The organism is Rothia sp. HMSC065D02, from assembly GCF_001815285.1.
GTDB classification, from domain to species: Bacteria; Actinomycetota; Actinomycetes; order Actinomycetales; family Micrococcaceae; genus Rothia; species Rothia dentocariosa.
Map to the genome: position 1 here is coordinate 23,236 of NZ_KV820074.1, position 25,515 is coordinate 48,750.

The following is a 25,515-nucleotide window of genomic DNA, read 5'->3' on the forward strand; positions in this document are numbered from 1 at the left end:
AGGTACGTCAGCCGGGTGTTTGTATCCCTTGAGAAAATACGCGGAGCGGGCTATCCGCCGGAGGTACCGCCTCCGGACTTCGAGCCTCCACCGAAGCCGCCTTTACTCCCGGAGCCGCCACCTTTATTATTCGAGCTGCTTCCACCCTTACCGCCCGAGTTATTCCCCGTCAGTCCCGTTCCCTTAGAGGTCGTAGTCTTGCCGCCGCTGCGCGATTCCGTCACCTTGCCCGAGGAATAGGTGGAAGTCTTTTTAGCGCTCTTATAGGAGGATTCAAATCCGCCGCCGCTGCGGGAAAGACCGCTGTATACCGTTCCCGAATTGGGGCGTGTGGTGCTGCCGCCGCTCAGGGATGAACCTACGGCGGGGATGGATGTGGTACCGGCGCTGCGGCGCCCTAGGTAGTACCACAGGAACGCATTGGTTGTACCGGAATGGTGTGTCGTGCCCGAATTACCGGAATTCTGAGTTCCGGAATGAGAATCGCCCGAAGAGCCAGAGCTGGAATCCGAAGAAGTATTCCCGGCCTCTTTCTCTGCCTTCTCGCATTGCTCGTCTTCAACGCGCAGCCCGGTGTTGGAGTCTTGACAAACCTGAGCGTATTCTTCACCGTCCGCGCTGAAGGCTTCCTCGCTCTGGTGCAAAGAGTTATAGGCGAATATGCCGCCGCCTGCCAAAAGGGCACCGGCGCCGAACACTGCGAGCGCTTTCTTACCGGTACCGCGTGCAGGAGGAGACTTGAGGTCTTGATTGTCCTGTACGTTCTCCGGATGCTCTACGTCTGCGGCATCTGCGGTTTGATGTTCGGCCCCGCTCACGGGTCATTTCTCCTTCACACTATCCTGTCTCGGTGATAACAGGCTCTTTTCAGGATACCAAGCACGCCGCACACAAAGGCTTTTCTGAGCCGATAAAAATTAGCAATAATACGTGCCTCGGGTCTTTTTCGGTGGCGCTTGCACGGTCACGCTATGTCATACAGTCATAGTTCGTCACACTAATTACCGCTGTTTTCTCTTACGGGTCTACAGTAACGCCATGCCTACTACACATGAAACACCGCAAAAATCCAGATTTCCCAGCTGGGCTACTTCTTTCGGACATCAAATTATAGCTTCCCTTATTCTGGGCATCGCGCTCGGGTACGTTGCACTCACCCTCGGCGGCGATGCAAAAAATAACCCCAACTGGCTCATGGCCACTCTAGACGCTGTCGGCACGTCCTATGTGACTCTCCTTAAGGCCGCGGTGATCCCGCTGGTGTTTACCGCCGTCGTTGCCTCAATCTCGAATCTCTCGCAGGTGACGAATGCGGCGCGTTTAGCGGTTAAGACTCTTATCTGGTTTGCTATTACAGCATTTTTTGCGGTCTCCATCGGTATCGTACTGGGGCTGCTCGTTCAGCCTGGTGTGGGTGCCGAGGTAAGCGCCTCGGGCAGCACCAGCACCCGGGGATCATGGACAGCATTTCTGACCGGAATTATCCCCTCCAATTTCTTAGGGCTTGAGGTCACCACGAAAACCACCGGCTCCGGTATAACTTCTTCGGTTTCCTTTAACGTGCTCCAAATGCTCGTGATTTCGGGGGCTATCGGTATTGCGGCTCTGAAGGTGGGCGATGCGGCTAAGCCCTTTATTGATATCGTCAAGAGCGCGCTCGCCATTATTCAGAAGGTGCTGTGGTGGATTATTCGCCTCGCTCCGCTGGGCACGATCGGGCTGATCGGGCATGCCGTCTATGCCTACGGCTGGACATCCATGGGCTCGCTGGTGAAGTTCATTGCGGCACTGTATGCGGGTCTGCTCCTCGTGTTCCTGGTGGTGTATCCCCTGATCGTGAAGTTCAACGGGCTCTCTGTGAAACAGTACTTCTCGGGCGTATGGCCCGCAGTGCAGCTTGGTTTCGTATCGCGGTCTTCGATGGGCACTATGCCCATGACTGAGGCCGTTACCGAACGTAATCTCGGCGTGCCGCGTGCATACGCATCCTTTGCAGTGCCGCTGGGTTCTACGACCAAAATGGATGGATGCGCCTCCGTCTACCCCGCGCTGGCAGCTATTTTTGTGGCGCAATTCTACGGAGTGCACCTGGATATTTCGCAGTATCTGCTGATTATTCTGGTGTCGGTGTTGGGTTCTGCCGCTACGGCAGGTACAACGGGCGCTATCGTGATGCTCACTCTGACCCTTTCGACTGTGGGTCTTCCCCTTGATGGAGTGGGTCTTCTATTGGCGATTGACCCGATTATTGATATGGGACGTACCGCCTTGAACGTGGCCGGGCAAGCCTTGGTTCCAACGATTGTCTCTAAGCGCGAGGGTATCCTCAGCGCCGAGATCTACAATGCACCGCGCAGCGCTAACGGGTTTGTGCCGCAGGATCTTGTGGAAGCCGCCCAGTCGAAGCTGATTCGTGGCGAGGATACCTCGCCTAGTTCTGCCAAGGTTACCGCTGCGTCCTAGGCGGTTCTTGGCTACGGCATAAGGTATGCGGCGCATCGGTATGGTACGGAGGTCGTTCTCTCGTATGAAGACCAATCTTGATACTCGTTCTAAAATAAAGATATGACTTCCCAATCTTCTGTTCCATCCGGTGCGTCGCATTCGGCATCAAAGCCCGCACCGCGCCTGATTCTGGCTTCCGCATCACCCGCGCGTAGAAAGCTCCTTGAAGACTCCGGCATTATGTTCGATATTCATGTCTCTGATGTCGATGAGGATGCGGTACTCGCCAGCGCTGCCCAACGCGCCCGCGAAGAGAGCCGCACTGACCTAACCCCGGCGGAGGTCTCCGGCATTCTTGCGGAGGCAAAGGCACGCGCGGTCGCTGATTTTCTCGCCGCCCAGGGTATAGTAAACGCCTTTGTACTCGGATGCGATTCGGTCTTTGAGTTTGAATCGGTTGCCTACGGCAAACCGCATACCCCTGAGAAAGCACGCGAGCGCATCGCTGCGATGAGTGGTCGAAGCGGGGTGCTCCACACCGGGCATTGCCTCATAGATTTACGGGATGGGATCGGTGAGACCAAAGATAAACAGCTTCCCGCCGTTCAGCAGGTACGCAGCGCTACCGTAAACTTTGCGCCGATGAGCGCCGCAGAGGTTGATGCTTATGTTGCCACGGGTGAGCCACTTCATGTAGCGGGTTCCTTTACCCTCGACGGATATGGTGCTGCCTTTATTCAGGGCATCGACGGGGAATCACATACGGTGATTGGGCTGTCGGTGAATGCACTCAAGGAAATGCTCTCACAATATGGGATATCGATAAGCTTTTTCTGGAAGTCCTCATCAGACTAACGAGCGCTAAGCCAAACCCGGTATAAGCATCCTCACTTTTCTTATATTTTTCGCGTCATTCGGCGCTATATATTCGCCATTCTCAGCTTTTCTCGCTATGCTTTCGGCAGGATAAAAAGGAGAGCCTCAGTGACTCACAACCCGGCAAAAGCCATCAAAAACTTTACAGCTGTTCCCGGACACCATACCGGTCCGGTCAGTAAAATTCTTATTGCTAACCGCGGCGAGATCGCGGTACGTATTATTCGCGCGGCCCGTGACGAAGGTTTAGAGACCGTCGCCGTTTATGCAGAACCGGATCGCGATGCCCAGCACGTTAAACTCGCAGACGAGGCTTACGCTCTAGGAGGGGCGACCGCGCCCCAGTCATATCTGGTGATGGACAAGCTCATTGAGGTAGCTATTCGTTCCGGCGCGGATGCGGTGCATCCCGGCTACGGTTTCCTTTCAGAAAACGCCGAATTCGCCCAAAAAGTCATTGATGCCGGGTTAACCTGGATTGGTCCCTCCCCCGAATCTATTACCCAGTTGGGCGATAAAGTCGCCGCGCGCCATATCGCCCAGAAAGTGGGTGCCCCCTTGGTACCTGGGACCAAGGACCCCGTAGAGTCTGCTGATGAAGTACTCGCCTTTGCCGACGAGCATGGTTTGCCCATCGCGATCAAGGCAGCGTTCGGTGGCGGCGGTCGCGGCATCAAGGTTGTGCGCAACCGCAGCGATATTATCGAGCTCTACGAATCCGCCGTACGGGAAGCGGTCGCAGCCTACGGCCGCGGAGAATGTTTTATTGAGCGCTTCCTAGATTCCCCGCGCCATATTGAAACCCAGTGCCTGGCCGATGCTCACGGTAATGTGCAAGTCGTTTCGACCCGTGATTGTTCTCTTCAACGCCGTAACCAAAAGCTCGTAGAGGAAGCCCCCGCCCCATACCTTACGGAAGAACAAAGCGACCGGCTCTATGAAGCATCCCGCAAGATTCTGCAGGAAGCCGGATACCAGGGTGCGGGTACCTGCGAGTTCCTGCTTGCCCCGGACGGAGCGATTTCCTTCCTAGAGGTGAACACCCGCTTGCAGGTTGAGCACCCGGTTTCTGAGGAAGTATCGGGTATTGACCTGGTGCGTGAACAGTTCCGCATTGCCCGCGGCGAGAAAATCGATCCGCAGAGCCCCCAGCTGCGGGGTCATTCCTTCGAGTTCCGCATCAACGGCGAAGATGCAGGGCGTTCCTTCATGCCAGCACCGGGTACCATCGAAAAACTTCGTGTTCCTTCCGGCCCTGGTGTGCGCTGGGATTCCGGCTTCGTAGAAGGCGATGCTATCAGCGGCAACTTCGACTCGATGCTGGCCAAGCTCATCGTAACTGGTGCTACCCGCGAGCAGGCAATCGAACGCGCTCGCCGAGCGCTAGACGAGCTCACACTCGACGGCCTTCCGACGGTGGTTCCTTTCCACCGCGCAGTTCTGGACGAACCCGATTTCGCCCCCGCTGCAGGAGCAGATTTCAAGGTTCACACCCGGTGGATCGAAACCGATTACAAGAACACCATTTCGCCCTACTCCGGCGCTCCCGGCAGCGTGGATGATGACGATGCCGAACGTCAAACCGTGGTCGTTGAGGTTAATGGTAAGCGTCTTGAGGTTGTTCTGCCTGAGCTGGGCGGTACTCCTGCCAAGAGCAGTTCAAAACCCACATCGAAGACCCGTAAGTCCCGTGCTCGCGGCGGTTCAAATGCGGTCAGCGGAGACGATCTGACAAGCCCCATGCAGGGTACGATCGTGAAGGTCTCCGTTGCTGATGGAGACACGGTCGCTGAAGGCGATCTGATCCTGGTGCTAGAGGCTATGAAGATGGAACAGCCTATCAACGCGCATAAGGCCGGTAAGATTTCCGGGCTGTCCTTAAAGGCGGGCGATACCGTCACCGCAGGTGCCGTTCTAGCCACCATCAAATAGCCTTCTGACGGGACTCTATACCCTATAACCGCCGGATGCGTTCTCTCATACGCATCCGGCGGTTTGTTTCGTGTGTTCCTGACTTTTCATCCTCGAACACTGAAATACAGCTGAATGGTCCAGATAATGAATACAGGATGTTGGCACCGCATCGCGAGGCGTAGAATATAAAAGTTGAAAATCTACACTCACAGCATCGAGCGTAGTCGCTACTATCCCTTTTCAGGAGCTGTTCACGATGAGCACACACGCGCCCGACGTTTCCGCCGGGCACAGCACGCAGGTTAAGAATACAACCCCCAAGAGCAGAGTTATTATCGCCTCTCTGGTGGGCACCACCATCGAATTCTACGACTTCTATATTTACGCCACCGCAGCTGTGGCGGTTTTCCCGGTTCTGTTCTTCGCGTCCAAAGACCCTACCACTGAGCTGTTAGCTTCCTTCGCATCCTTCGGCGTTGCTTTTATCGCCCGCCCGCTGGGTTCTATCGTTTTCGGTCACTTCGGCGATAAGATCGGCCGTAAAGCAACGCTTGTGGGCGCACTCCTCACTATGGGGTTAGCGACCTTCCTCATTGGCTTGTTGCCCACCTACCATCAGATTGGTCTGTGGGCACCGGCAATGCTAACCATTATGCGTTTCTGCCAGGGTCTAGGCCTGGGCGGCGAATGGTCGGGTGCGGCTCTGCTCGCCAGCGAATATGCCGAAGAAGGCAAGCGCGCACGTTCCGCTATGTGGCCCCAGCTGGGCGCGCCCATTGGCTTCGTTTTTGCTAACGGATTCATGCTGCTTTTGACCAGCTGGATTACCTTCAACTCCGCCACAGACGGTAAGAACCTCGATCACCCCTTCCTGATTTGGGGCTGGCGTGTTCCGTTCTTGCTCTCCATCCTCATGGTTGCCGTGGGTCTGTATGTGCGTTTCAAGCTCGAAGAAACCCCTGTCTTTGCTCAAGCCGTCGAGAACGATGAGAAGGTCAAGACCCCGTTGGTTGAGGCGTTCAAAGTTGCCTGGTGGCCCATGATTCAGGGTACCTTTATCATGGTGGCATGCTACGTGCTGTTCTACCTGATGACTGCATGGATTCTTTCCTACGGTATTGGAAAGGTTAATGCGGGTGGTTTGGGCATCCCCTACCACAAGTTCTTGGAGATTCAGCTCATCTCTATCATTGGTTTTGCGCTCTTTATTCCCGTCTCGGGATGGTTAGCCGACAAATACGGTCGCCGCAAACAGCAGCTGTGGACCACTATCGCTATGGCTGTCTTCGGCGGTAGTTTCACCCTATTTATTGCACCCTCCGTCGTGGGTACCGGAGCACAGGCCAATACCACCGCAGTTACCATCTTCATGTTCATCGGAATGTGCCTGATGGGGCTTTCTTTCGGCTCCATGAGCGCCTACCTGCCCGAGCTGTACCCCACCAATGTGCGGTACACCGCCAGCGGTATCGCCTACAATATGGCATCTATTCTGGGTGCAGCCTTGACCCCGTTCGTGGCGGTATGGCTGAATACGAAGTTTGGTGTTGGGGCCGTCGGATACTACCTAGCAGGTGCATCCTTGCTGAGTGTTCTCTTCATCCTGCTCACGCATGAAACCCGCGACGTCGATATGAACGCGGTCAGCACTAAATAACCTGAATCCTGTATGCATTTGAGGGGCGTGACTCATATAGAGTCACGCCCCTCAAACCTATATCAAGAGCTATGCAAAAAGCTAAACACGGGTGTGAAGCTGTCGCGATGCCGTAGAAATCGCCTCGGACAGAGACGGGTATACAGCAAAGGTAGCGGCCAAATCATCCACCGTCAGCTTCTTCTCGATAGCCAGCGCAATAGGATAGATAAGTTCGGATGCACGCGGACCGACCACAACCCCGCCAATCACAGTACCGGAGTGCTTACGGGCAAAAATCTTCACAAAGCCATCTTGGAACGCCATCATTTTGGCGCGCGGATTCGTAGTCAACGGAAGCATGACAGCCTCGCCTCGATAAACCCCGGCGGCAAGGTCTTTCTCACTAATACCCACGGTCGCAATCTCCGGGGTGGTGAAAATATTCGCTGCCACTCGATCGGTGCGAAGCGGATGCACCGTATCGCCCAAAAGATGCGCCATCGCGATGCGCCCTTGCATAGCGGCTACGGAAGCCAACGGGTACACACCCGTGCAGTCTCCCGCAGCGTAAATATGCGGTACTGACGTGCGTGAAACAGCATCGACAACCACATATCCCGACTCATTGGTCTCTACACCAGCAGTCTCAAGACCCAGTCCTTCAGTGTTGGGAATAGAACCAATTGCGACCAAGCAATGCGTACCGGAAACCTTGCGTCCATCGGAGAGAGTCACCACCACACCGTCGTCGGTGCGTTCCACGGCGCTCGCACGCGACCGCGGCATTACCCGAACACCACGGCGCTCAAAGACGTCTTCCAGCACACGCGCGGCATCTTCGTCTTCGCCTGGAAGCACACGATCTCGCGAAGAAATTAGGGTCACCTGGGAGCCAAGCCCGTTATAGGCAGATGCGAATTCGGCACCGGTAACACCCGAACCGATTACGATGAGTTCGCGGGGTACCTCACGCAGATTATAGAGCTGCGTCCAGGTGAGAATCCGTTCCCCATCAGGCTGCCCGGTCGCCATCTCACGTGGATGTGTCCCGACCGAAAGCAGAATAAAGTCTGCATGCAGGTCATATTCCAGCCCGGTATTATCGGTAACCGCGACGGTATACGGGCCGGTAAGCTTACCGGTGCCGCTGATAATTTTGACCCCGGCGGAGGCAAGGGCTCGTTTGATATCGGCGGATTGTTGATGCGCTAGATCCAAAACACGGCTATTCACCCGGTTCATATCTACTTGCAGCTGCGGTGCGTTGCCCTTGGTATTTTCGATTCCCAATCGCCCAGCATCAGAGAAACGAGTCATCATATCTGCGGTAGCGATAAGCGTTTTCGAAGGTACTACATCGGTTAGGACTGCGGAGCCGCCTAGAGCATTACGTTCGATGATTGTCACATCGGCGTTCGATGATGCTGCCACAAGCGCGGCCTCATAGCCGCCGGGCCCAGCGCCTAGTATCACGATTCGTTGGGATGCATAGTTCACTGTTGAAGTCACACTTTCATTGTGTGCTATCACACTGAAATACTCAACCGAAACCGCCGTCGTCTCCAGGATATTAAATGCCGATTTTTGGTGCCGAGTAGGTACCGTGATGCCTGCAGGAGCGATAGAATCGCCGAAAACGCTACGGATACATCTTGCTGCCTACGAGAGTCTTATATTTGCTGGGTAACGTCATGAACCATAGTTTTGAAGTTGCGCAGTGTCATAAGTGTGCATTCGCGCGGGTAAAAACACTATACTTGAGAAAGGATTTCTCGGTTTATAAAGGTTTATAGGGCACTGAAACCGGGGTGAAGCACACACATCATCGACCCAATGCAGGTCGCTACAGATGAAGGAAAATTATGGCTAAAACGACGAAACCTCCCGCCTACTCCGGGCAGGGCAGGCATCTTGAGAACGCAGTGTTGTTCATCGGCTGCTTCGTATTTTTGCTTCTATCCCTCTACCTGCTGGGCACCTACCCCGAAGGCGGTCCGGTTCTGTATGCCGGAGCCCTCGTTGCGTTTGGAATTTTCTTTGGTGTTGTGTTCCATCTGCTGCCCTCGAAGACAACCCGTAAGATTACGGATCAGAATAAGGTACAGAAGTAACTGAAGTACCCCATTTTATAGTTTTTCTTATCTGCCGGACGGTGTCACAGTCTATAAGAAATGTGACACCGTCCGGCAATATGTTGCTCCCACGCTATTCCTTGCTGCCAAACCTTACCGGTCCGCTCGTACCAAATTCTCCGCTGCGAACCTTAGCTCGATGGGCGACATAAAACAGGAGGGCAGGTGCACCGCAAGCAACCGCGATCAGCAGGTACGCCACTACAACGAAGTACACCGTTAACCCGTACGAGCTGAAAAATACCCAGACAATCGTTCCTAAGGCGACAAAACCTAGCGCAGCCCATCCCACGATACTCAGCAGAAGTCGCACCCAGCCTTTCGGGGTGCGCGGGGTAGGTGCCGATGACATCATGACTCCTCCAATGCTTTCGGGTCTGCCGCGTAGATAGAGTTAATGAACTTCGAGCACCATTCCAACATAGAACCGTCAATAAGGTCCACGCCACCGACCGGCAGAGTCTTAGGACGCGGAACCAGCGTCAGCCACGTGTCCAGACCCTTCGGCTGCGTGTGGGTTGAGCCGGGATACACACGTTTGAGGCGCATCTGCCGTGATTCCGGCAGCGGTTCACCGCTGACCACGCGCAGTTTCGGGCCCAGCGCAGTAATCTCATGAATGCCTGCTTCCCGTGCTTCGCGGCGCAGCACCGCCACCTGAAGCAGATTCTCCACGGGCTCGGGTAAGGCCCCGTAACGGTCATGAAGCTCTTCGCGTGCCTCCGCGATCTTCTGATCGGTGTCTGCGGAGGCTATCTGGCGGTATGCCTGCAGGCGTAGACGTTCCGCATCAATATAATCATGCGGAATATGGGCGTTGACGGGAAGATCAACCTTAACCTCGACCTCGGTGTTCTCCTGTTCGCCACGGAAGTTTGCCACGGCTTCTCCTACGAGACGCAGATACAGATCAAAGCCGACACCTGCGATATGCCCGGATTGTTCGCCGCCGAGCAGGTTTCCGGCGCCGCGAATTTCAAGGTCTTTCATCGCCAGCTGCAGTCCGGCACCCAGCTCGTTATGGGTTGCTACTGCTTTGAGGCGTTCATGCGCAACTTCACCCAGGCTCTTATCCGTCGGGTACAGGAAGTAGGCATAAGCCCGTTCACGCCCGCGACCCACACGCCCGCGCAGCTGGTGCAGCTGACTCAGTCCATAATTCTGGGCGTTATCAACAATCAGGGTATTGGCATTTGAAATATCCAATCCAGTTTCTACGATAGTTGTACATACTAGAACATCGAAGCGTCGCTCCCAGAAGTCCACGATAATCTGCTCAAGCCGAGATTCGCTCATGCGCCCGTGCGCCGTGGCGATGCGTGCCTCCGGCACGAGCTTACCGATTTCGGCGGCAACAGTATCAATATTCGCCACCCTGTTATGGACGAAGAATACCTGCCCTTCCCGCATAAGTTCGCGTCGAATAGCGGCAGTAATCTGGGCATCAGTACGCGGCCCCACAAAAGTGAGCACGGGATGCCGCTCTTCCGGTGCGGTCGCCAACGTTGAGGTTTCCCGAATACCGGTGAGCGACATTTCGAGCGTGCGCGGAATCGGGGTGGCGCTCATGGCAAGCACATCCACATTAGTGCGCATCTGCTTGAGCTTTTCCTTATGCTCCACGCCAAAGCGCTGTTCCTCATCAATAACTACGAGTCCAAGATCTTTGAACTTCACGTTTTCCGAGAGGATGCGGTGGGTACCAATCACCACATCTATACTCCCGGAGGCAATATCCTCCACGATAGCGCGGGTTTCTTTAGCTTTTTGGAAGCGCGATAGCACCTTAATTTTGATGGGGAATCCCGAGAAACGCTCGGTAAAAGTCTCAAAATGCTGCTGCGCCAGCAGGGTTGTGGGGACGAGTACGGCAACCTGTTTACCATCCTGCACGGCTTTGAAGGCCGCCCGAATAGCGACCTCCGTTTTACCAAAGCCGACGTCCCCGGAGATCAGGCGATCCATGGGGATTTCCTTCTCCATATCCGCCTTAACCTCGTGAATAGCGGTAAGCTGGTCGGGAGTCTCATTATAAGGAAAAGATTCCTCAAGTTCCCGTTGCCAGGGAGTATCTTCTGAGAATGCATGACCGCGCGAAGCTTGCCGCGCCGAGTAGAGTTTCACCAAGTCAGCGGCAATTTCTTTAACTGCTTTACGTGCGCGGTTCTTTGTCTTAGCCCAGTCGCTCCCGCCCATTTTAGAGAGGGTCGGGGTTTCGCTTCCCACATAGTGCGAAATGAGATCCAGCTGATCAGAGGGTACAAAGAGGCGGTCAGGGGCTCCCCCGCGTTTTGAAGGCGCATACTCGATCACCAGGTATTCTTTCAAAGGGGTTTCCCCATGTTTTGAGGACACTCCAGCGACTGGGCGCGAAACCATTTCAATGAATTTACCGATACCGTGGCGTTCGTGCACCACATAATCGCCAGGGGTTAGCGCCAGAGGATCGACGGCGTTGCGTCGTTTACGGGGTTTGAGTTTTTTGCCGCTCGCGCCACGTGGCGCATAGGTGCCGCGCCTGCCCAAAATTTCACCTTCAGTCAAAACAGCAAGGCGCGCCTCAGGAATTAAAAATCCGGCAGAGGCTGGGGTCTCACAAACTTCGACGACTCCGGGCTGTAGAGCGCCTTCCGTTCCCCGGTCGAGGGTTTCCCGGCGTATGGCCGGAATTGGGTCTTCTCCTGAGATACTCTCACGGAAAAGTTCGATGAGGCGGTCGGTGGATCCTCGCCCATTGGTAAGCGCCAGTACCGTCCAGCCGTCACGAACCAGCGAACCAACCTCGTGAAGCATTTGTTCTACCGAGCCGGTGAAGGACGCTGGAGCCTGTGCCGCGACCGTCATAGTTGGGATGTCGTCGCCGAGAGCATTGTTGAGAAGGTTTACACTATCGACAAGCTCGGTGATTTCCCACCAGGATAGGTTACGGTCCAAAGATTCCTGCTGGGTCGTGGCAATCGTGCGGAACCCGCTGTCGCTGACCCGAAGCTGTCCCAAGTCTATGGGCGCACGCGAACCCGCATCGGCGGAAGCATCCCAAGCGGCCGCTAAAAACTCCTCATTGGTTGCCACAAGGTCTTCGGCACGGGCACGCACCCGCTCAGGTTCCAGAGAAATAATGAGTGATTCTTCGGGGAGCAGAGACACAAGAGTCTGCATTTTATCGACAAGAAGCGGGGTTAGAGATTCCATGCCTTCGACATAGATACCTCCCGCAATTTTCTCAAGCATGCTCGATGCCGCCGGATAGTCCGTTTTGAGTCGGGCAGCACGTCCCATAACTTCCGGGGTAATGAGAAGCTCACGGCATGGGAGTAAAGTAACGTGCGTTGGGTGGTCTGCTTCCTGCCCTAGAGTGCGCTGGTCTGCCGTTGAGAAGTAACGTATTTCGTCAAGTTCGTCGCCGAAGAATTCCAAGCGAACCGGATGCTGTGCGGTAGGTGCAAAGACGTCGATAATACCGCCTCGAACCGCATATTCACCACGCTTTGCTACGAGATCTACACGCGAGTATGCGGCATCTGTTAGACCTTTAATAACGTCTTTGAAAGAGTATTCTTCACCGCGTGCCAGGCTTACCGGTTCCAGGTTCTCAATACCAGCCACGAGGGGCTGAATGACCGCGCGCACCGGGGCTATAACAACCTGTGGAGTCGGCGTTTCAAGATGAGTTATAGAGCGCAGAACATTCAGACGTTTTCCCACGGTATCGCTGCGTGGCGAAAGCCGTTCATGCGGCAGAGTTTCCCACGCAGGAAAGCTCTCGATATGGTGATCGGGTAAATATGAGTGCAGGGCATGCGCGGTATCCTCAGCCTGTCGCTCGGTTGGTGTAATAATGAGCGTCAGCGGAGTTTTTCCGGTTCTGGACTGGCGCCGTACTGCAACGGCAAGATCAGCTATGAGGGGTGCCTGTACACCGGCAACGGCGCCAATCAAGGTTTGGACAGGACGTTCCGCAGCGGGAACATCGCAGGCTTCAAGAATATGACGGTAGGAGGGCTGTTCTGCCAGAAGACGGCTCAGTCCAGTTAGTTTCACGGATACTCCTTCTACCGGATGCGGTGGCTATCAAGGCGGCGCCTCCCAATAACGCGTGCGCTCTATATTGCCACGTTGATGCGTTTGGGTACCCGTCTATCTTATACCGTAGGGGTATCTCGCTCAGGCTTTTTGTCTATCTCCTCAACTACAGCCGGTGGGGTGGACCTTCACGATAAAATCTATTGTTCGTCGGCTCCTATCTGCTCATATTTTTGAGGATGGCATGCGAAATGCATATTTTTAACTGTTCATGAGAGTGTCCTTAAGGTATATCCCCTTGTAAATCCTGGTTTTAAGGCTGTGGCTAGGAAATTTACAGTAAGGCTCGCTCACCTCCCTTCTCCCTTGTTATCACAAGGAACCTGCTTTCTGGGGGTATATACTATTATTTTTTATTTGATAGGTAAAGTATGTGCCAAGTCTCAGAACGTATATTGAGTGCATATTTATAAATTTAAGAGCTTTAAGTATCTTTCAAGTAGACTCAGTTACCAAAACCCAACCCCCTCAGAAGTTTTATAGGTATTTTATGAGTAAATTTCTATACACGAGAACAACTATCAGCTTTGTATCGAAACAACCATTTACACCTTTCTTTTGATAAGGGTTCATAAAATATTTATTAGGTTTTCTTATAGTATTTGTCCACCCCTCGGACTATCCGCGAGTATTGTGACCTCACCGCGGTCACAACTCTCGTTCGCTGTGCTAGCCTATAGGTATCCACGGAAAGTTCTGTGCCTTCATGGCGCGGTGTAGCCCCATGGAAAATAATAAAAACCAACGGGTACTCCCGTCGGCAATAGCAATTCACTCACTTACAATTACACAAAGGGTGGGTTGTCGTTATTGTTGGCAGAAGTGCCTTCACTTTACCGATAACCAACCACCTTACAACTGAACGAGAAAGATCGTGCTTCGTACGTTTTCTTCACTTCCGAAACAGCGACGGGCAGCAACGGGCTTACTTCTGAGTTTGTCTCTGATAGTCCCCCTTGCGGCATGCTCTCAGTCATCAGATCAACAGACTGCGAGCCCTGACAGCTCAGCTTCAGCAAGCTCGTCATCTTCTGCTTCCAGCGCATCTAGCGCTTCTTCCGCCCCTTCTTCTTCTGAGACTGCTACTTCTTCCTCTGAATCTGCACAGGCTGAAGTTCCTGCGCAGGACGAAAATTATCCCCAGGCAGAGCAACTCAAAGACGCTAAAACTGTCTCGACTGACGCTGCCGAGGTTAAAGAAGTCAACGGTCTCGTAAACTCCTATGAGCAGACCATGTCTTCTGTTCCAAGCGCGCCTGAAGGTTCAGCAGATACTGCTTCATCAGATTCCGGTCAACCCCGGCAGTTTCTTGATGAGGCAACCATGGACTCCATCAACAAGGTAGCTGTAGACAACGCCGCTGAAGAATACGCGGCATCCGCTGCCGAGTACGCCCAAAACGGTTGGCATTACGAGGGCACCAGCACGGTCGTCGGCAGCCCCAAAGTTGCCGAAGGAACCTACCAGGGCAAGCGTGCACGATTCGTCGAGGTGTGCCTGGATTCCTCCCAAGTCAAGACCAAAGACAGCTCGGGTCGGGAACTCCAGAGCGGAGGCAAACGAGCTCTCAATATATATACGCTGGTCGAATCTGACGGCACGTGGAAAATAGCCCAACACGATTTCCCTAACAATCCCGATTGCTAAGCACATGGTACGTCGTACCTACAGGCATCGTAAGGCCGTTTTATCCTTCGGTGTCTGCCCGTGTTTATTCCACTCCTTCAATACGTATTCAGCATTCAACGGAGGTGCAATAAAACCATGAAATTTGCTAGAAAAGCGACTACGGCGGTAGGGCTTGCCCTGACGCTTGGACTTTCCGGGCTAGCCCCGGTAGGTCCCGTAGCCTACGCTGCTGAGGATGCGGTCGTTCACGACGGCTCCTCCAGCGACAAGGCAGCCGCTTCCTGCTATGAAGCTAAACAAGTCAACAAGGATGCAAAATCCGGTAAGTACTGGCTGTACACCCCTTCGATGTCGGCTCCACAGCAGTTCTACTGCGACCAGGAGACTAACGGCGGCGGTTGGGTTCTGATTGGTCGCGGCCGTGACGGTTGGACCGAGAACTACCACGGTCGAGGTGCTGCATCTAAGCTGTACACCAGCCCTGAGGGTGACGACGCAATGACTCCGGTACAGCTGCCCTCCACCACTGTTGATGAGCTGCTGAACGGTCAGAAGCCGCAGGATCTTGAAGATGGCGTACGCTTCCGCCGCGCTCTGAATACTGACGGCACGGAATGGCAGAACATCACGGCGCACCGTGATCAGACCGAGCGTTGGACCTGGGCTCTGCGAAGCAACAATATCTGGTCCAATATTGACGTCAGCGCGGATAACCCCCAGTACATGCAGAGGGATCGTACCCACTTCGACAAGACCGAGGGTCATATCCAGCAAAATGGTACCTACTCGGTGCTGAACTTTGATGAGCAGCGTGAGCAGGGATGGAAGCTCGGCTTTAGCTACAGCCGTGATGTTCGTGCTAACGGAAATCGCAATGAGAGCGCAAGCAACTCATATCTGTACCGCCCGAGCGGTTCCAACGCTACTCCCTTCGCTTTCACTCAGGTCTACCTGCGCCCGAAGCTAACCCAGCAGAACATGGGGGCACAGGCTATTGGCGATAACGGTACCGCGGCAAGTAACCGCCGCGCACTGCCCAAGAGCGGTTCTATGCCATGGAAGTGGCGCACAAGCGATAAGTCTGGAACCGGTAACGTCAACGAAATGAACACCTACGTTCAGGCTATTACTCAGGTAGGTGACACTGTCTTCACCGGCGGTGACTTTGCATACCTGGAGTCTGCAGCCGGTGCTCATGTGGATCAGTCTTATCTTGCTGGTTTCAACGTCAATACTGGTGAACTGGTGCAGACCTTCAAGCCGAAGTTCAATGGTCAAATTAAGTCTCTTGAGGCTCTGCCGAACAACAAGTTGGCCGTTGGTGGTGAATTCACCGAGGTTAACGGCGAAAAGGTGCCCGGTTTTGCGGTGCTTGACCCCGCAACCGGACAGCTTGACCGCGAACTGAACCTGCAGGTTGAAAACAATGTTTCCGGTTCAGCTCTTTCTGTGAAGACTCTGCAAGCTCAGGGGGATTACCTGTACTTGGGCGGTACGTTTACCCATCTCAAGAGCTCAGGAACCCCCAATAAGGTTTACTCCCGTAACGCTGCTCGCGTGAAGATCTCCACCAACCAGGTTGATCGCACGTGGACCCCGCGTTTCAACGGAACAGTAAATGGTATGAGTGCATCGGCAGATAACTCCGAGGTATTTGCCGCCGGTTACTTCACCGAGATGAATGACCAACGCGCATTCCGTGTGGCACGTATCCTCGATTCCGCCAAGAAGGTCGGCACATGGGAGGTCACTCCCTCATACCTTCCGGATCCACAAACCCGCGAGAAAAGGGTGTGGGGCTTCCACTTTGACGTTCAGGATGCTGGCAGCTCCGTATGGCTTGGCGGTACTGAGCACATGATTTCTCAGTACACTAAGAACGAACCAATGACCCGTTTGAGCTCGAGTATTACCCGCAACGGCGGTGATTTCCAGGATCTGCATCTCAACGGTAATAACATCTACGGCGCCTGCCACTGTGGTGACTTCCTGTACCAGGGCAGCGGCACCCACGACTACGCATGGCGTGGTTCTACCGTGACCGACAGCATCCGTTTGGTTGCTGCGTTCGATAAGGACAGCGGTAAAACTCTCCCCGAGTTCGCTCCTACCCTTAAGGGTAAGAGTGGTCACGGCATCTGGGAATCCTTCGTGGACTCCAATGGTGTACTGTGGGTTGGCGGCGATTTGAACCGCTCCCTAGGTGAAAATGGTGTGCAGCAGGAATCTGTTGGCTTCGTACGCTACGCACCACGCGATGTTACTCCCCCGCCTGCTCCGAGTAACCTGACCGTTGCTCAATCCGGTGATAACGATCAGCTGAACTGGAGCGCATCTGGCGAGGCGGGTGCACGTTACCATGTGCTCCGTAACGATCGCGTGATTGCTACTGTGAACGGCACCAGCTACAGGGTAAAGCACACCGACAACGCTCGTTACTTCGTGCGTGCGGCTGATGCAAACGGTAACTACTCTGCTTCTACTTCGGTTGCTGTATCTGGTAAGAAGGCTGAGCAGCCTAAGCAGGAGAACCCCAAGCAGGAGAATCCGCAGCCTCAGCCGGAAAACCCTAAGCAGGACGATCCTAAGCAAGAGGACCCCAAGCAGGAACAGCCCAAGCAGGACAACCCGCAGCAGGAAGATCCTAAACAGGAACAGCCTAAGCAAGAGCAGCCTAAGCAGGAAGATCCTAAGCAGGAGGCTCCCAAACAGGATAATCCTAAGCAGGAGCAGCCCAAGCAAGAGGATCCTAAGCAGGAGCAGCCTAAACAGGAAGATCCCAAGCAGGATGACAATAAGAATATTGTCAATCCTCAGCCGGAGAACCCCATCCAGGACGCTCCCAAGCAGGAGCAGCCTAAACAGGATGAACAGCCTCAGCCGGAAAACCCTGCGACAGACGACCAGGTTCAGCCCGCTGATCCCAACGATGATCTGAAGCCGAACGAGCCTAAGCAGCAGGAGAACCCGAAGCAGGAGCAGCCCAAGCAGGAAGATCCTAAACAGGACAACCCCAAGCAAGAGCAGCCCAAACAAGAGGATCCGAAGCAGGAGCAGAAGCCCCAGGGCGATCAGGTTCTCGTCGATAGCGGTTCTTCATGGGTCTACCGCGTAGGCAGCGACCGCGCCGAAAGCGAATGGAAAACTCGTTCATGGCTCGGCGGCGCATGGTCTCGCGGCAAGGCTCCCCTGGGTGCTGGCTCGGTGAACGTTGAGACCGAGGTGAATACCTTCTTTGGTACTCCGATGAGCATCTACGCCCGTAAGGACGTTACCCTCACGAAGGAACAGGCTCAGCAGTATCTGAAGCTCACCACCTACGCAGATGACGGTACTGTGGTTTATGTCAACGGCAAGGAAGTTGCTCGTAAGAACATGCCGCAGGGTCGTATCTCGGCTAATACCCCCGCAACCCAGCGTCCGGAAAGCCAGAACGCTCAGCTGTTCTCAGTTGACGTTCCTGCTGAGTACCTGCGCGAAGGTCGCAACGCAATCGCCGTTGAGGTTCACGCTAACTCGCACTGGAGCAACAACATCAGCTTCGATATGCAGGTTATTTCCACCGCGCAGCACCAGAACCCCCTTCCTGAAGTACAGAATCAGGAGGATAACGGTCAGCAGCACCGCCCTCAGGTCTGGTACTGGTACTACCCGGAGTACTACGGCAACTATGGTAACGGTGACTACTACGGTCGTCGTAACCAACGCGTAGCCTATAACTACGATCACCGTGGTTTTGGTTACATGGGTGGCTTCGGTTATGCCCACGGATTCTTCGGTCGTGCATTCTACGACTACGGATTCGGTTGGTAATCACCTAGCCCCTTTGTAGGGACTGCATAAACGCTCCTGTAGCTGGATTTAGTATTCGGCTACGGGGGCGTTTTTCAGCGCGATACCGTCTTCAATGTTTGACTAAGAGTCAGCAAAATAAGGCGCGCCTGGCAAAGTCCTACTTTTTAGAGCATTTTATTTCTATAATCTTTATGACTTACTTTTTGCTCGGACACTCGGTTTTAGATCGCATGTCTTCCGGCGGGCTTAGGTAACAGCAAACGTCGTCATCACCCGCGGCACCACCTCAAACTTTGATCACCGATTAGGATTCTTCACATGGGTCACATCACTACGCCAAGCACAGCAAAACGCCCCGGCTTTTCGGATACTCTGAGAGCGCTTGAGCAGGCGCAAAAACCAGGTATTGGAGTTCCCGCATACACCCGATGGGTAAACCGCAGGATTGCACGCTATTTCGCTGCTGCCGCTGTCTCTCTTGGTATTACGCCCAACGGCGTTACGGCGGTCAGCGCAGCTATCTCAGCGGCAGGTGTTATCGTTCTTCTAACCGCTCCCCCAACAATCCTGACAGGCGTTATCGTTGCGCTTCTGTTTGCCCTCGGTTACGGGCTTGATTCGGCGGACGGGCAGGTAGCCCGCGTGACCGGCGCATCCTCACCCGCAGGAGAATGGCTTGACCATGTAGTAGATTCCATGCGAGTACCCACCGTACACCTAGCGACGCTGGTAGGTTTCATCCGTTTTCCCGAATACTTCTCTGTATCACATACCGCCGATGGTTTTCCCGGTGGCTGGATTCTTTGGGTACTGCCCATGGCATTCACAGTACTCACCGCCGGACATTTTATGAGTCAGATTCTCGCTGAGCAGCTGCGCAAAAACCGTAAAACTGCGGCACCTTCGACCGGGGGTAACCTCCGTTCCTTCATCAATCTGCATATGGACGCCGGTACGCTCTGCTGGATCTACATTTTTTGGGGTTTTGGCGTGATCTTCGTCTTCGTCTATGCGCTTCTTTTCTTGGCAAACGCGGCGACCGTTTTGCTGTCTATGCGCCGTAAATACGTCACGCTTGCAACCCCCGCATCGTCCCCCTCGCAGGAGGCATAACCGTGAAGTTTGAATCTTCAGCTCCCGCCGTAAGCGCCGTGATCGCAACTAACGGTAAACGTCCCGAAACTCTGCGCACTGCGGTACGCTCTATTCTCGATCAAGATTATGCGGGGTTTATCGAGGTTGTCGTGGTGTATGACCGGGTAGAGCCCGATCTACTGGAAGACGTGCAGGTTCCGGAAAATCGGAAACTCAATACGATAGCAAACACACGCACGGGCGGGCTTGCGGGTGGTCGTAACAGCGGGATTCTTGCCGCCACTGGAGAAATTATTGGTTTCTGTGACGACGACGATTATTGGATGCCCACCAAGCTGACCGAACAACTCGCACTGTGGAATGCTCACCCGGAGGCGGTCGCAGTTTCTTCGGGTATCACCGTTCGCTCGGGTGGGCGTGATATTGAGCGGCTGGCGCCTAAGCGTGCATCCTTCGATGATTTTCTGCTCTCACGCATTACGGAGATTCATCCTTCCGCTATGCTCTATGCGAGGCAAGACCTTGTGACCGACCATCTCGGTTTAGTCGATGAGGAGCTGCCAGCTTCCTACGGCGAAGACTACGATTTACTCTTACGAGCAACCCGCTACGGCGACGTTTTTTCAGTGCAGAAACCGCTTATTCTGGTGCTGTGGGATCGTCCCTCATTTTTTGCCGGTAAGTGGCAGGCTATGGCGGACGGGCTTACCTATATACTGCAAAAATTCCCCGAATTTGAGCGTAGCCCGCGTGGACTGGCACGTATTGCCGGGCAGATAGCTTTTGTGCATGCAGCGCTCGGTCACCGTGATCTTGCTCGTTCCTACGCCCGCTCGGCCCTTAAACGCGATAAAAAGCAATTACGTGCCTGGGCGGCATACGTGGTAGCACTGGGGATTGTGAAACCTCAGCTGCTTCTTGATCTCGTTCAGAAGACAGGAAGAGGTCTGTAATGTCTACTGCTCTAGCTCTTCCAACCCTCGGTGCTTCAAGGAAGCTCGCGTCTACACCCGCGGCGGGCGGTGCATCCGCACAGGCACCCCGTAAACGTCTTCCTGCGTGGCCTCTTCTCACCCTGTTCTATGGGTTCCCGGCATTCTGGGCGTTGGGGCTGCTTCAGATCGTGCCGCTGGTGCTTTCGGTTACGATGGTCATTTACTTGACTATCCGCGGCGGCGTGCGGGTGCCCCGCTCGCTCTGGATATGGGCTGCGTTCATCTTCTGGGTGATTGTCTGTACCGTCTCGTTAGAAGATGTGACAGACTATATCGCCTGGACGCTGCGCTTCGTCAATATTCTCAACGCGGGCGTGTATGCGCTCTACTATTTCAACGCTAAAGAAAGCATCTCGATCAATCAGCTCTTGGGCAGCTTAACTGCCCTGTGGGTTACGGTTGTCGTACTCGGATGGGGCGGCGTGCTCTTCCCGGAAGTACGCGTTCAAACACCAATGAGCTACGTCGTGCCACAGAGTTTCATGTCGAACTCTTTGGTGAAAGACTATATGCTCCCACCCTTCGCGGAGGTTCAAAACCCCTGGGGGGCGCCCGAACCCTACGTGCGCCCCGCCGCTCCTTTCCCCTACGCCAATAGCTGGGGTCTTGCCTTTACCGTGCTCACCCCCGTCATGTTCGCGTTCTTTGCGCGCACACGCTCGTGGCTTCTGCGCATCTTTTTGGCGATCGTCCTCGGAGCGTCGGTCGTGCCGCTCGTTGCGACCAGTAACCGCGGTATGTTCATTGGTCTGGGTTTTGCGACTGCATACGTCATTATTCGCCTGATTATTGGTCGCTACTGGGGCTTGGTAACGGCGGCCGGGGTGATGGTTGTCGGGGTGGTGACCGCGTTAATTGCCTCCGGCACGGTGGCGGCTATTTTGGGTCGTCAGCAGTATTCTGACTCGACCGGCGGTCGCGCAGCGCTGTACCGCTCAACCTGGGCAGCGTCCTTAGAGTCTCCCATTGTGGGGTATGGAACTCCCCGCATGGAATTGAGCGTGGGTGTTTCGATGGGTACTCAGGGGTATCTATGGACTCTAATGTTCTGTTTCGGATTTGTGGGTCTTGCTATATACGCCCTCTTTATTCTCAGCATCTTGGGTGAAGGGTTGAAGGTGCGCACTCCCGCCGGATTCTGGCTGCATTCCATTCCGGTCTGCAGCTGTGTTGTCATTATTTTCTATAGCTTCGATGTGGCACAGCTGAGCGTTCTTCTGCTCAGCGCCATGGCCTGCATTCGTGCACGATATTACAGAGAGGAGCTTTAATGGCACGTCATGCTTCTTTAGCGCGCAGCGGCTCGCTGGCTTCTCTCTGTGTGATGTACGGTGCCGGTATTGCTTTCGTTACAACCCTCGTGGTCTCAAACGGAATCGGCGCAGCCGGTGCCGGTGAATTCTTCCGTCTAATGGCACTCTTTGCGATCGGAACCTCGCTCTCAGTCTTTGGCGCGGATACCGGGCTTGTACGCACGATGTCCGCACAGCGTGCCCTAGGACGATACTCTGCGCTCCCCCAGCTTATCCGCTTCGCTCTTTTCCCCTCGGTACTTCTTGCCGTTGTCGTAGCCCTCGCAGCGCTGGTGTACAGCTTGATCATGCCGGGAAGCGACGAATACGCCACCGCTCTACGGGTGAGCGCTCCGTTCCTGATAATTGCCGCCGCCATGACGGTGGGGTTCGGCGCGTTACGTGGTCTAAACCAGGTAGTGACATTCACCCTCCTGCAGAACGTGGTGCTCCCGACTCTTCGCCTAGCTGGCGTAGCTCTTGCGGTGATTCTTGCGGGTTCTCTGATGGGCTTAGTGTGGGCATGGACTATTCCGGTGATTATCACCACGGCGGTCACCGCATACCTGCTCAACCGCCCTCTTCCCGAAGAAATGAGCCAGGATACGCCGCCCACCACGAACGAGCATCAGGACGCCCCGGAAGAAACGCTGCGTTCCTTTTGGATGTTCTCATCTGCCCGCGGTGTTGCCGCCATTGTCGAGACCGCACTCGAATGGATTGATGTGCTGGTTATCGCAGCATTCCTCGGACCGGCCGCGGGCGGTGTATACGGCGCGGTAAACCGGTGTGTGCGTGTTGGCACTATGGTCGAACACACCGGGCGCATCGTGACCGGACCATCGATCAGCGCGGCGCTGGCAACCCAAAACTTGGTTCGTGCCCGTGAAATCTTCCTTGCGACCACCCGCGTGCTCACCGCCCTAGCTTGGCCTTTCTACCTTTCACTTGCTTTTTTCGGCCCGGTTTTGCTGCGTTTCTTTGGTAAAGGTTTCGAGTCTGGCGCCGGTATTCTCTGGGTTATCTGCCCGGCGGCGATGCTCGCGATGAGTGCGGGCGGCGTGCAGTCCGTTCTGCTTATGAGCGGTAAAAGCCGTTGGCAGCTTCTCAATAAGCTCTCTGCTCTGGTTCTGGCGATTATCCTGAACCTTACCTTGGTTCCGTTATGGGGGCTCTATGGTGCCGTCACCGCTTGGGCGGCGGCGCTGCTGATTGATACGTTCTTGGCAAGCTACCAGGTCTTCAAGCTGGTGGGTATTCGCGCTACCGTCAAGGAAATGGCTCCGGCACTCATCCTTGGCGGTGCTGTACCGACCGTATGCGCCCTTATTCCGCTTGCGGTTCTGGGGCAAAGCCTAGTAGCTCTTGTGCTGTACCTGGTTCTTCTGGTTCCAAGCTACGGCTACCTGCTGAAGCGCTTCCGCAAGCCGTTGGGCGTTGAGCGTTTCCTCTCGGCACGCAAGAAGCCCGCAACCGCGGAAGAAGTTGTTGCAGCCCAGACCCCGGAAAACGCGCCTACCACGGTGATGGCGATCGTTCGCTCCCCCAGCAAGTTTTCGGCGGTGCGTGCCGCTATTGCTCAGGGGCGACGTGAGGCGTTCCCGCAGTATACCGATTCCGGTGCCGATGCACAGCGCTTGAATGATGCGCTTGCCCACGGGGCAACGATGGTTCAGCTCGTCGGGGTTTCTCCGCAGCATCCTCAGCGCTCCTCCAGCATTGCTTCTGCTGTTACTGCGGCGCTTTCTAAAACATCACCGGCGCAGTCTTCGGATGCGCCCTCTCAGCAACATACCGCAGCTGAGACACATCTGTCAGCTACGCCTCCCGCCGAGGGAACGGCGGTTCACCACGAACAACTTCACGAGAAGGGACAAGCTCCGCACATGGGGAGAGAACAAGAGTCTGCGCTGCAGGCTAACGCATCGTCGCAGGATCACAGCAGCCCCCAGACGGGGAAAACACCGCATATCGAAAAATCGCCAACCGTGCCAATATTCCTGGGTGCGGCGGCTGGTGATGAGCCGGGTTCGCCCGATTCTGCGGTTGGTACCCTCAGAAATGCTCTGCCGCAGGATTCTGCACAGCCTGAAGCCGATAAATCTCCCGAGCCAGCTCGACCCGTGCAAGCCGTGAAGAAGCCGAGGCTTCCTGCGATTGCACAGGCTACCGCGAATGGTGCCCCGGATACGCCCACGGGCATGATACCCGCGCAGCCCGCCGCTAAGACTCAGGCGACACCAGCGGAAAGTACAGACGCCGAAGCCCCGGCGAAGTCTTCTGAAGATACGACAGACTCTCACAACACAACACCGATCACAAACCACGAACGACCCAGGATTATCGTTCAGAAAGAGAACACCATGGAAAATTCGAGCACTTCCGAGAAACAGCCTTCGGCATCTTTGCTTGAGCAGGTTCAGCGCGTATGGCGCCATAAGCTCATTGTTCTTATTCCGATCGTGGTGATGGCGATTCTTGCGGGAACTTACGGTGTGATTTCGCCTGCATCATACGCCGCGAAATCAACTGTGGTGGTTTATCCGCTCGTGAACGACCTTTCTGGAACCGGCAGCGCGAACTCCTTGAAGGTCGATATTAACACCGAGTCCCGTGCGGCAAGTTCCCGCCAGGTTGCCGGGCGTGCCATTACCAAGGCTCAGGCTAACCAAGAGGGCCCCAACTACCAGGCGATGGACGTTGATAAGCTCATGGCTGCCACAAAGGTAACGGGTACTTCGCAGTCGGCCGTTTTGGATATTGAGGTGACTCTGCCTAACGCCCAGCAAGCGGCTGACTACGCAAATGCCGTGGCTGAAGCCTATCTGGAGGTGCGTAGTGAAGGCCTCAAGGCTAATGTGGAGGACCGGCGCAAGAAGCTCAATGAGAAGATTGACGAAGCACAAAATAGCAATACCATCCCAGCTTCCGAACTTACTCAGCTTCGTGAACGCCTTTCTCAGCTTGAGCTGATTTCTCAGGAGGGCGGTCGTGTTGTATCTTCGGCTCAGGTTCCAAAGAGCCAGAAGGGACTCTCCCCCATGGTTCTGACTGTCGTTGGCGGTGCCTTCGGTCTGCTGGTGGGTATTGCTGCAGCATACATTTATGACCGTTCGATGCGTACCTTAGGTTACGCTGGTCGTCTCAAGGAAATGGGTATCGATTCGCATGAGCTCAAGCCGAACGACACCGAAGGCGCGCTTTTGCTGCTGCACCGTGTAGGCGCTACGGATGGTGACCTCAAGAAAGCCGGTTATGCCGGTATTACCCTCAGTTCTGCATCCGGCAAACTCGCTTACCGTTTGTACCAGGCTCTCTACACCGCGCTGCCAAGCGATCAGGTGCGTTTTATCGACTACAAGTCGCTCAAAGACAGTCACTCGCTGCAGGACCCCGAGAAGTATGTTGCGGGTAATTCCATTCCCGTTGTGGTTGATTTGGGGAATTCCGCTACGCTTCCGCAGGTTGTGCGATTCAGCAATGCCACTCGTTTGTGCCTGATTCCGGTGAACAAAGATACTAACCGGGCAAAGCTGCGCGAGCTCTTCTCGTACCTGCAGACTCTTGAAAATACCGTGAGCATCGCAGTATTTATGGAACCGCAGAAGGAGGGGTAAGC

15 protein-coding genes are annotated in these 25,515 nt (G+C 54.8%); 11 read left to right on the top strand and 4 right to left on the bottom strand.

Annotated features, from left to right (window positions below; genetic code table 11):
• Positions 1-50 precede the first annotated feature (50 nt).
• Positions 51-818, bottom strand: a complete 768-nt coding sequence (locus HMPREF3016_RS01400) for a hypothetical protein (protein WP_070739599.1) — start codon at positions 816-818, stop codon at positions 51-53.
• A 220-nt stretch (positions 819-1,038) separates the two neighbouring features.
• Here HMPREF3016_RS01400 and HMPREF3016_RS01405 point away from each other — a divergent pair, with 220 nt between their 5' ends.
• From HMPREF3016_RS01405 to HMPREF3016_RS01420, 4 genes are all read left to right on the top strand, one after another.
• On the top strand, positions 1,039-2,463 hold the full coding sequence (locus HMPREF3016_RS01405; RefSeq protein WP_070739602.1) for a dicarboxylate/amino acid:cation symporter: 1,425 nt from the start codon (positions 1,039-1,041) through the stop codon (positions 2,461-2,463).
• Positions 2,464-2,565: 102 nt separating this feature from the next.
• Positions 2,566-3,300, top strand: coding sequence for a Maf family protein (locus HMPREF3016_RS01410; protein ID WP_070739605.1), 735 nt, complete (start codon positions 2,566-2,568; stop codon positions 3,298-3,300).
• A gap of 129 nt (positions 3,301-3,429) precedes the next feature.
• Complete coding sequence (locus HMPREF3016_RS01415) at positions 3,430-5,253, top strand: acetyl/propionyl/methylcrotonyl-CoA carboxylase subunit alpha (protein WP_070739608.1); 1,824 nt, start codon at positions 3,430-3,432, stop codon at positions 5,251-5,253.
• A gap of 238 nt (positions 5,254-5,491) precedes the next feature.
• Positions 5,492-6,892: an MFS transporter gene (locus HMPREF3016_RS01420; RefSeq protein WP_070617223.1), complete on the top strand. Its 1,401-nt coding sequence runs from the start codon at positions 5,492-5,494 to the stop codon at positions 6,890-6,892.
• Between the two features lie 81 nt (positions 6,893-6,973).
• On the opposite strand, the gene HMPREF3016_RS01425 is transcribed toward HMPREF3016_RS01420, so the two are convergent.
• Entirely contained in the window at positions 6,974-8,383 is a 1,410-nt protein-coding gene (locus HMPREF3016_RS01425) for an NAD(P)H-quinone dehydrogenase (protein WP_070739611.1), read from the bottom strand.
• A gap of 353 nt (positions 8,384-8,736) precedes the next feature.
• Between HMPREF3016_RS01425 and HMPREF3016_RS01430 the strand changes: the two genes are divergently transcribed.
• A complete protein-coding gene (locus HMPREF3016_RS01430; protein ID WP_004006172.1) occupies positions 8,737-8,985 on the top strand; it encodes a hypothetical protein in 249 nt (82 codons plus the stop codon).
• A 94-nt stretch (positions 8,986-9,079) separates the two neighbouring features.
• Here the strand turns inward: HMPREF3016_RS01430 and HMPREF3016_RS01435 are convergent, their stop codons facing one another.
• Complete coding sequence (locus HMPREF3016_RS01435; protein ID WP_246826713.1) at positions 9,080-9,358, bottom strand: amino acid transporter; 279 nt, start codon at positions 9,356-9,358, stop codon at positions 9,080-9,082.
• Positions 9,358-13,047, bottom strand: coding sequence for a transcription-repair coupling factor (gene mfd, locus HMPREF3016_RS01440; RefSeq protein WP_070739614.1), 3,690 nt, complete (start codon positions 13,045-13,047; stop codon positions 9,358-9,360). Before mfd ends, HMPREF3016_RS01435 begins: the two co-directional genes overlap by 1 nt.
• Positions 13,048-14,026: 979 nt before the next feature.
• Between mfd and HMPREF3016_RS01445 the strand changes: the two genes are divergently transcribed.
• From HMPREF3016_RS01445 to HMPREF3016_RS10650, 6 genes are all read left to right on the top strand, one after another.
• Positions 14,027-14,737 carry an IMS domain-containing protein gene (locus HMPREF3016_RS01445; protein ID WP_210399777.1) on the top strand — a complete coding sequence of 237 codons (711 nt, stop codon included), beginning with the start codon at positions 14,027-14,029 and terminating at the stop codon, positions 14,735-14,737.
• A gap of 117 nt (positions 14,738-14,854) precedes the next feature.
• A complete protein-coding gene (locus tag HMPREF3016_RS01450; protein WP_070739616.1) occupies positions 14,855-18,532 on the top strand; it encodes a fibrinogen-like YCDxxxxGGGW domain-containing protein in 3,678 nt (1,225 codons plus the stop codon).
• A gap of 300 nt (positions 18,533-18,832) precedes the next feature.
• Positions 18,833-19,627 (top strand): CDP-alcohol phosphatidyltransferase family protein, encoded by a 795-nt coding sequence (locus HMPREF3016_RS01455; protein WP_004006167.1) that lies wholly within the window; start codon positions 18,833-18,835, stop codon positions 19,625-19,627.
• A gap of 2 nt (positions 19,628-19,629) precedes the next feature.
• The gene (locus tag HMPREF3016_RS01460) at positions 19,630-20,562 is read left to right on the top strand and encodes a glycosyltransferase family 2 protein (protein WP_004006166.1); all 933 of its coding nucleotides are present in this window, start codon (positions 19,630-19,632) and stop codon (positions 20,560-20,562) included.
• The gene (locus HMPREF3016_RS01465; protein WP_048753460.1) at positions 20,562-21,875 is read left to right on the top strand and encodes an O-antigen ligase family protein; all 1,314 of its coding nucleotides are present in this window, start codon (positions 20,562-20,564) and stop codon (positions 21,873-21,875) included. Before HMPREF3016_RS01460 ends, HMPREF3016_RS01465 begins: the two co-directional genes overlap by 1 nt.
• Positions 21,875-25,513 (top strand): oligosaccharide flippase family protein, encoded by a 3,639-nt coding sequence (locus HMPREF3016_RS10650; RefSeq protein ID WP_083315856.1) that lies wholly within the window; start codon positions 21,875-21,877, stop codon positions 25,511-25,513. The genes HMPREF3016_RS01465 and HMPREF3016_RS10650 overlap by 1 nt, the downstream gene beginning before the upstream one ends.
• Positions 25,514-25,515: the final 2 nt, after the last annotated feature.

Bases quoted from the DNA above. Each gene is read 5' to 3' on its own strand.
- HMPREF3016_RS01430 (WP_004006172.1), top strand. From the start codon at position 8,737: ATGGCTAAAACGACGAAACCTCCCGCCTACTCCGGGCAGGGCAGGCAT.
- HMPREF3016_RS01410 (WP_070739605.1), top strand. From the start codon at position 2,566: ATGACTTCCCAATCTTCTGTTCCATCCGGTGCGTCGCATTCGGCATCA.
- HMPREF3016_RS01420 (WP_070617223.1), top strand. From the start codon at position 5,492: ATGAGCACACACGCGCCCGACGTTTCCGCCGGGCACAGCACGCAGGTT.
- HMPREF3016_RS10650 (WP_083315856.1), top strand. From the start codon at position 21,875: ATGGCACGTCATGCTTCTTTAGCGCGCAGCGGCTCGCTGGCTTCTCTC.
- HMPREF3016_RS01405 (WP_070739602.1), top strand. From the start codon at position 1,039: ATGCCTACTACACATGAAACACCGCAAAAATCCAGATTTCCCAGCTGG.
- HMPREF3016_RS01455 (WP_004006167.1), top strand. From the start codon at position 18,833: ATGGGTCACATCACTACGCCAAGCACAGCAAAACGCCCCGGCTTTTCG.
- HMPREF3016_RS01465 (WP_048753460.1), top strand. From the start codon at position 20,562: ATGTCTACTGCTCTAGCTCTTCCAACCCTCGGTGCTTCAAGGAAGCTC.
- HMPREF3016_RS01450 (WP_070739616.1), top strand. From the start codon at position 14,855: ATGAAATTTGCTAGAAAAGCGACTACGGCGGTAGGGCTTGCCCTGACG.
- HMPREF3016_RS01435 (WP_246826713.1), bottom strand. From the start codon at position 9,358: ATGTCATCGGCACCTACCCCGCGCACCCCGAAAGGCTGGGTGCGACTT.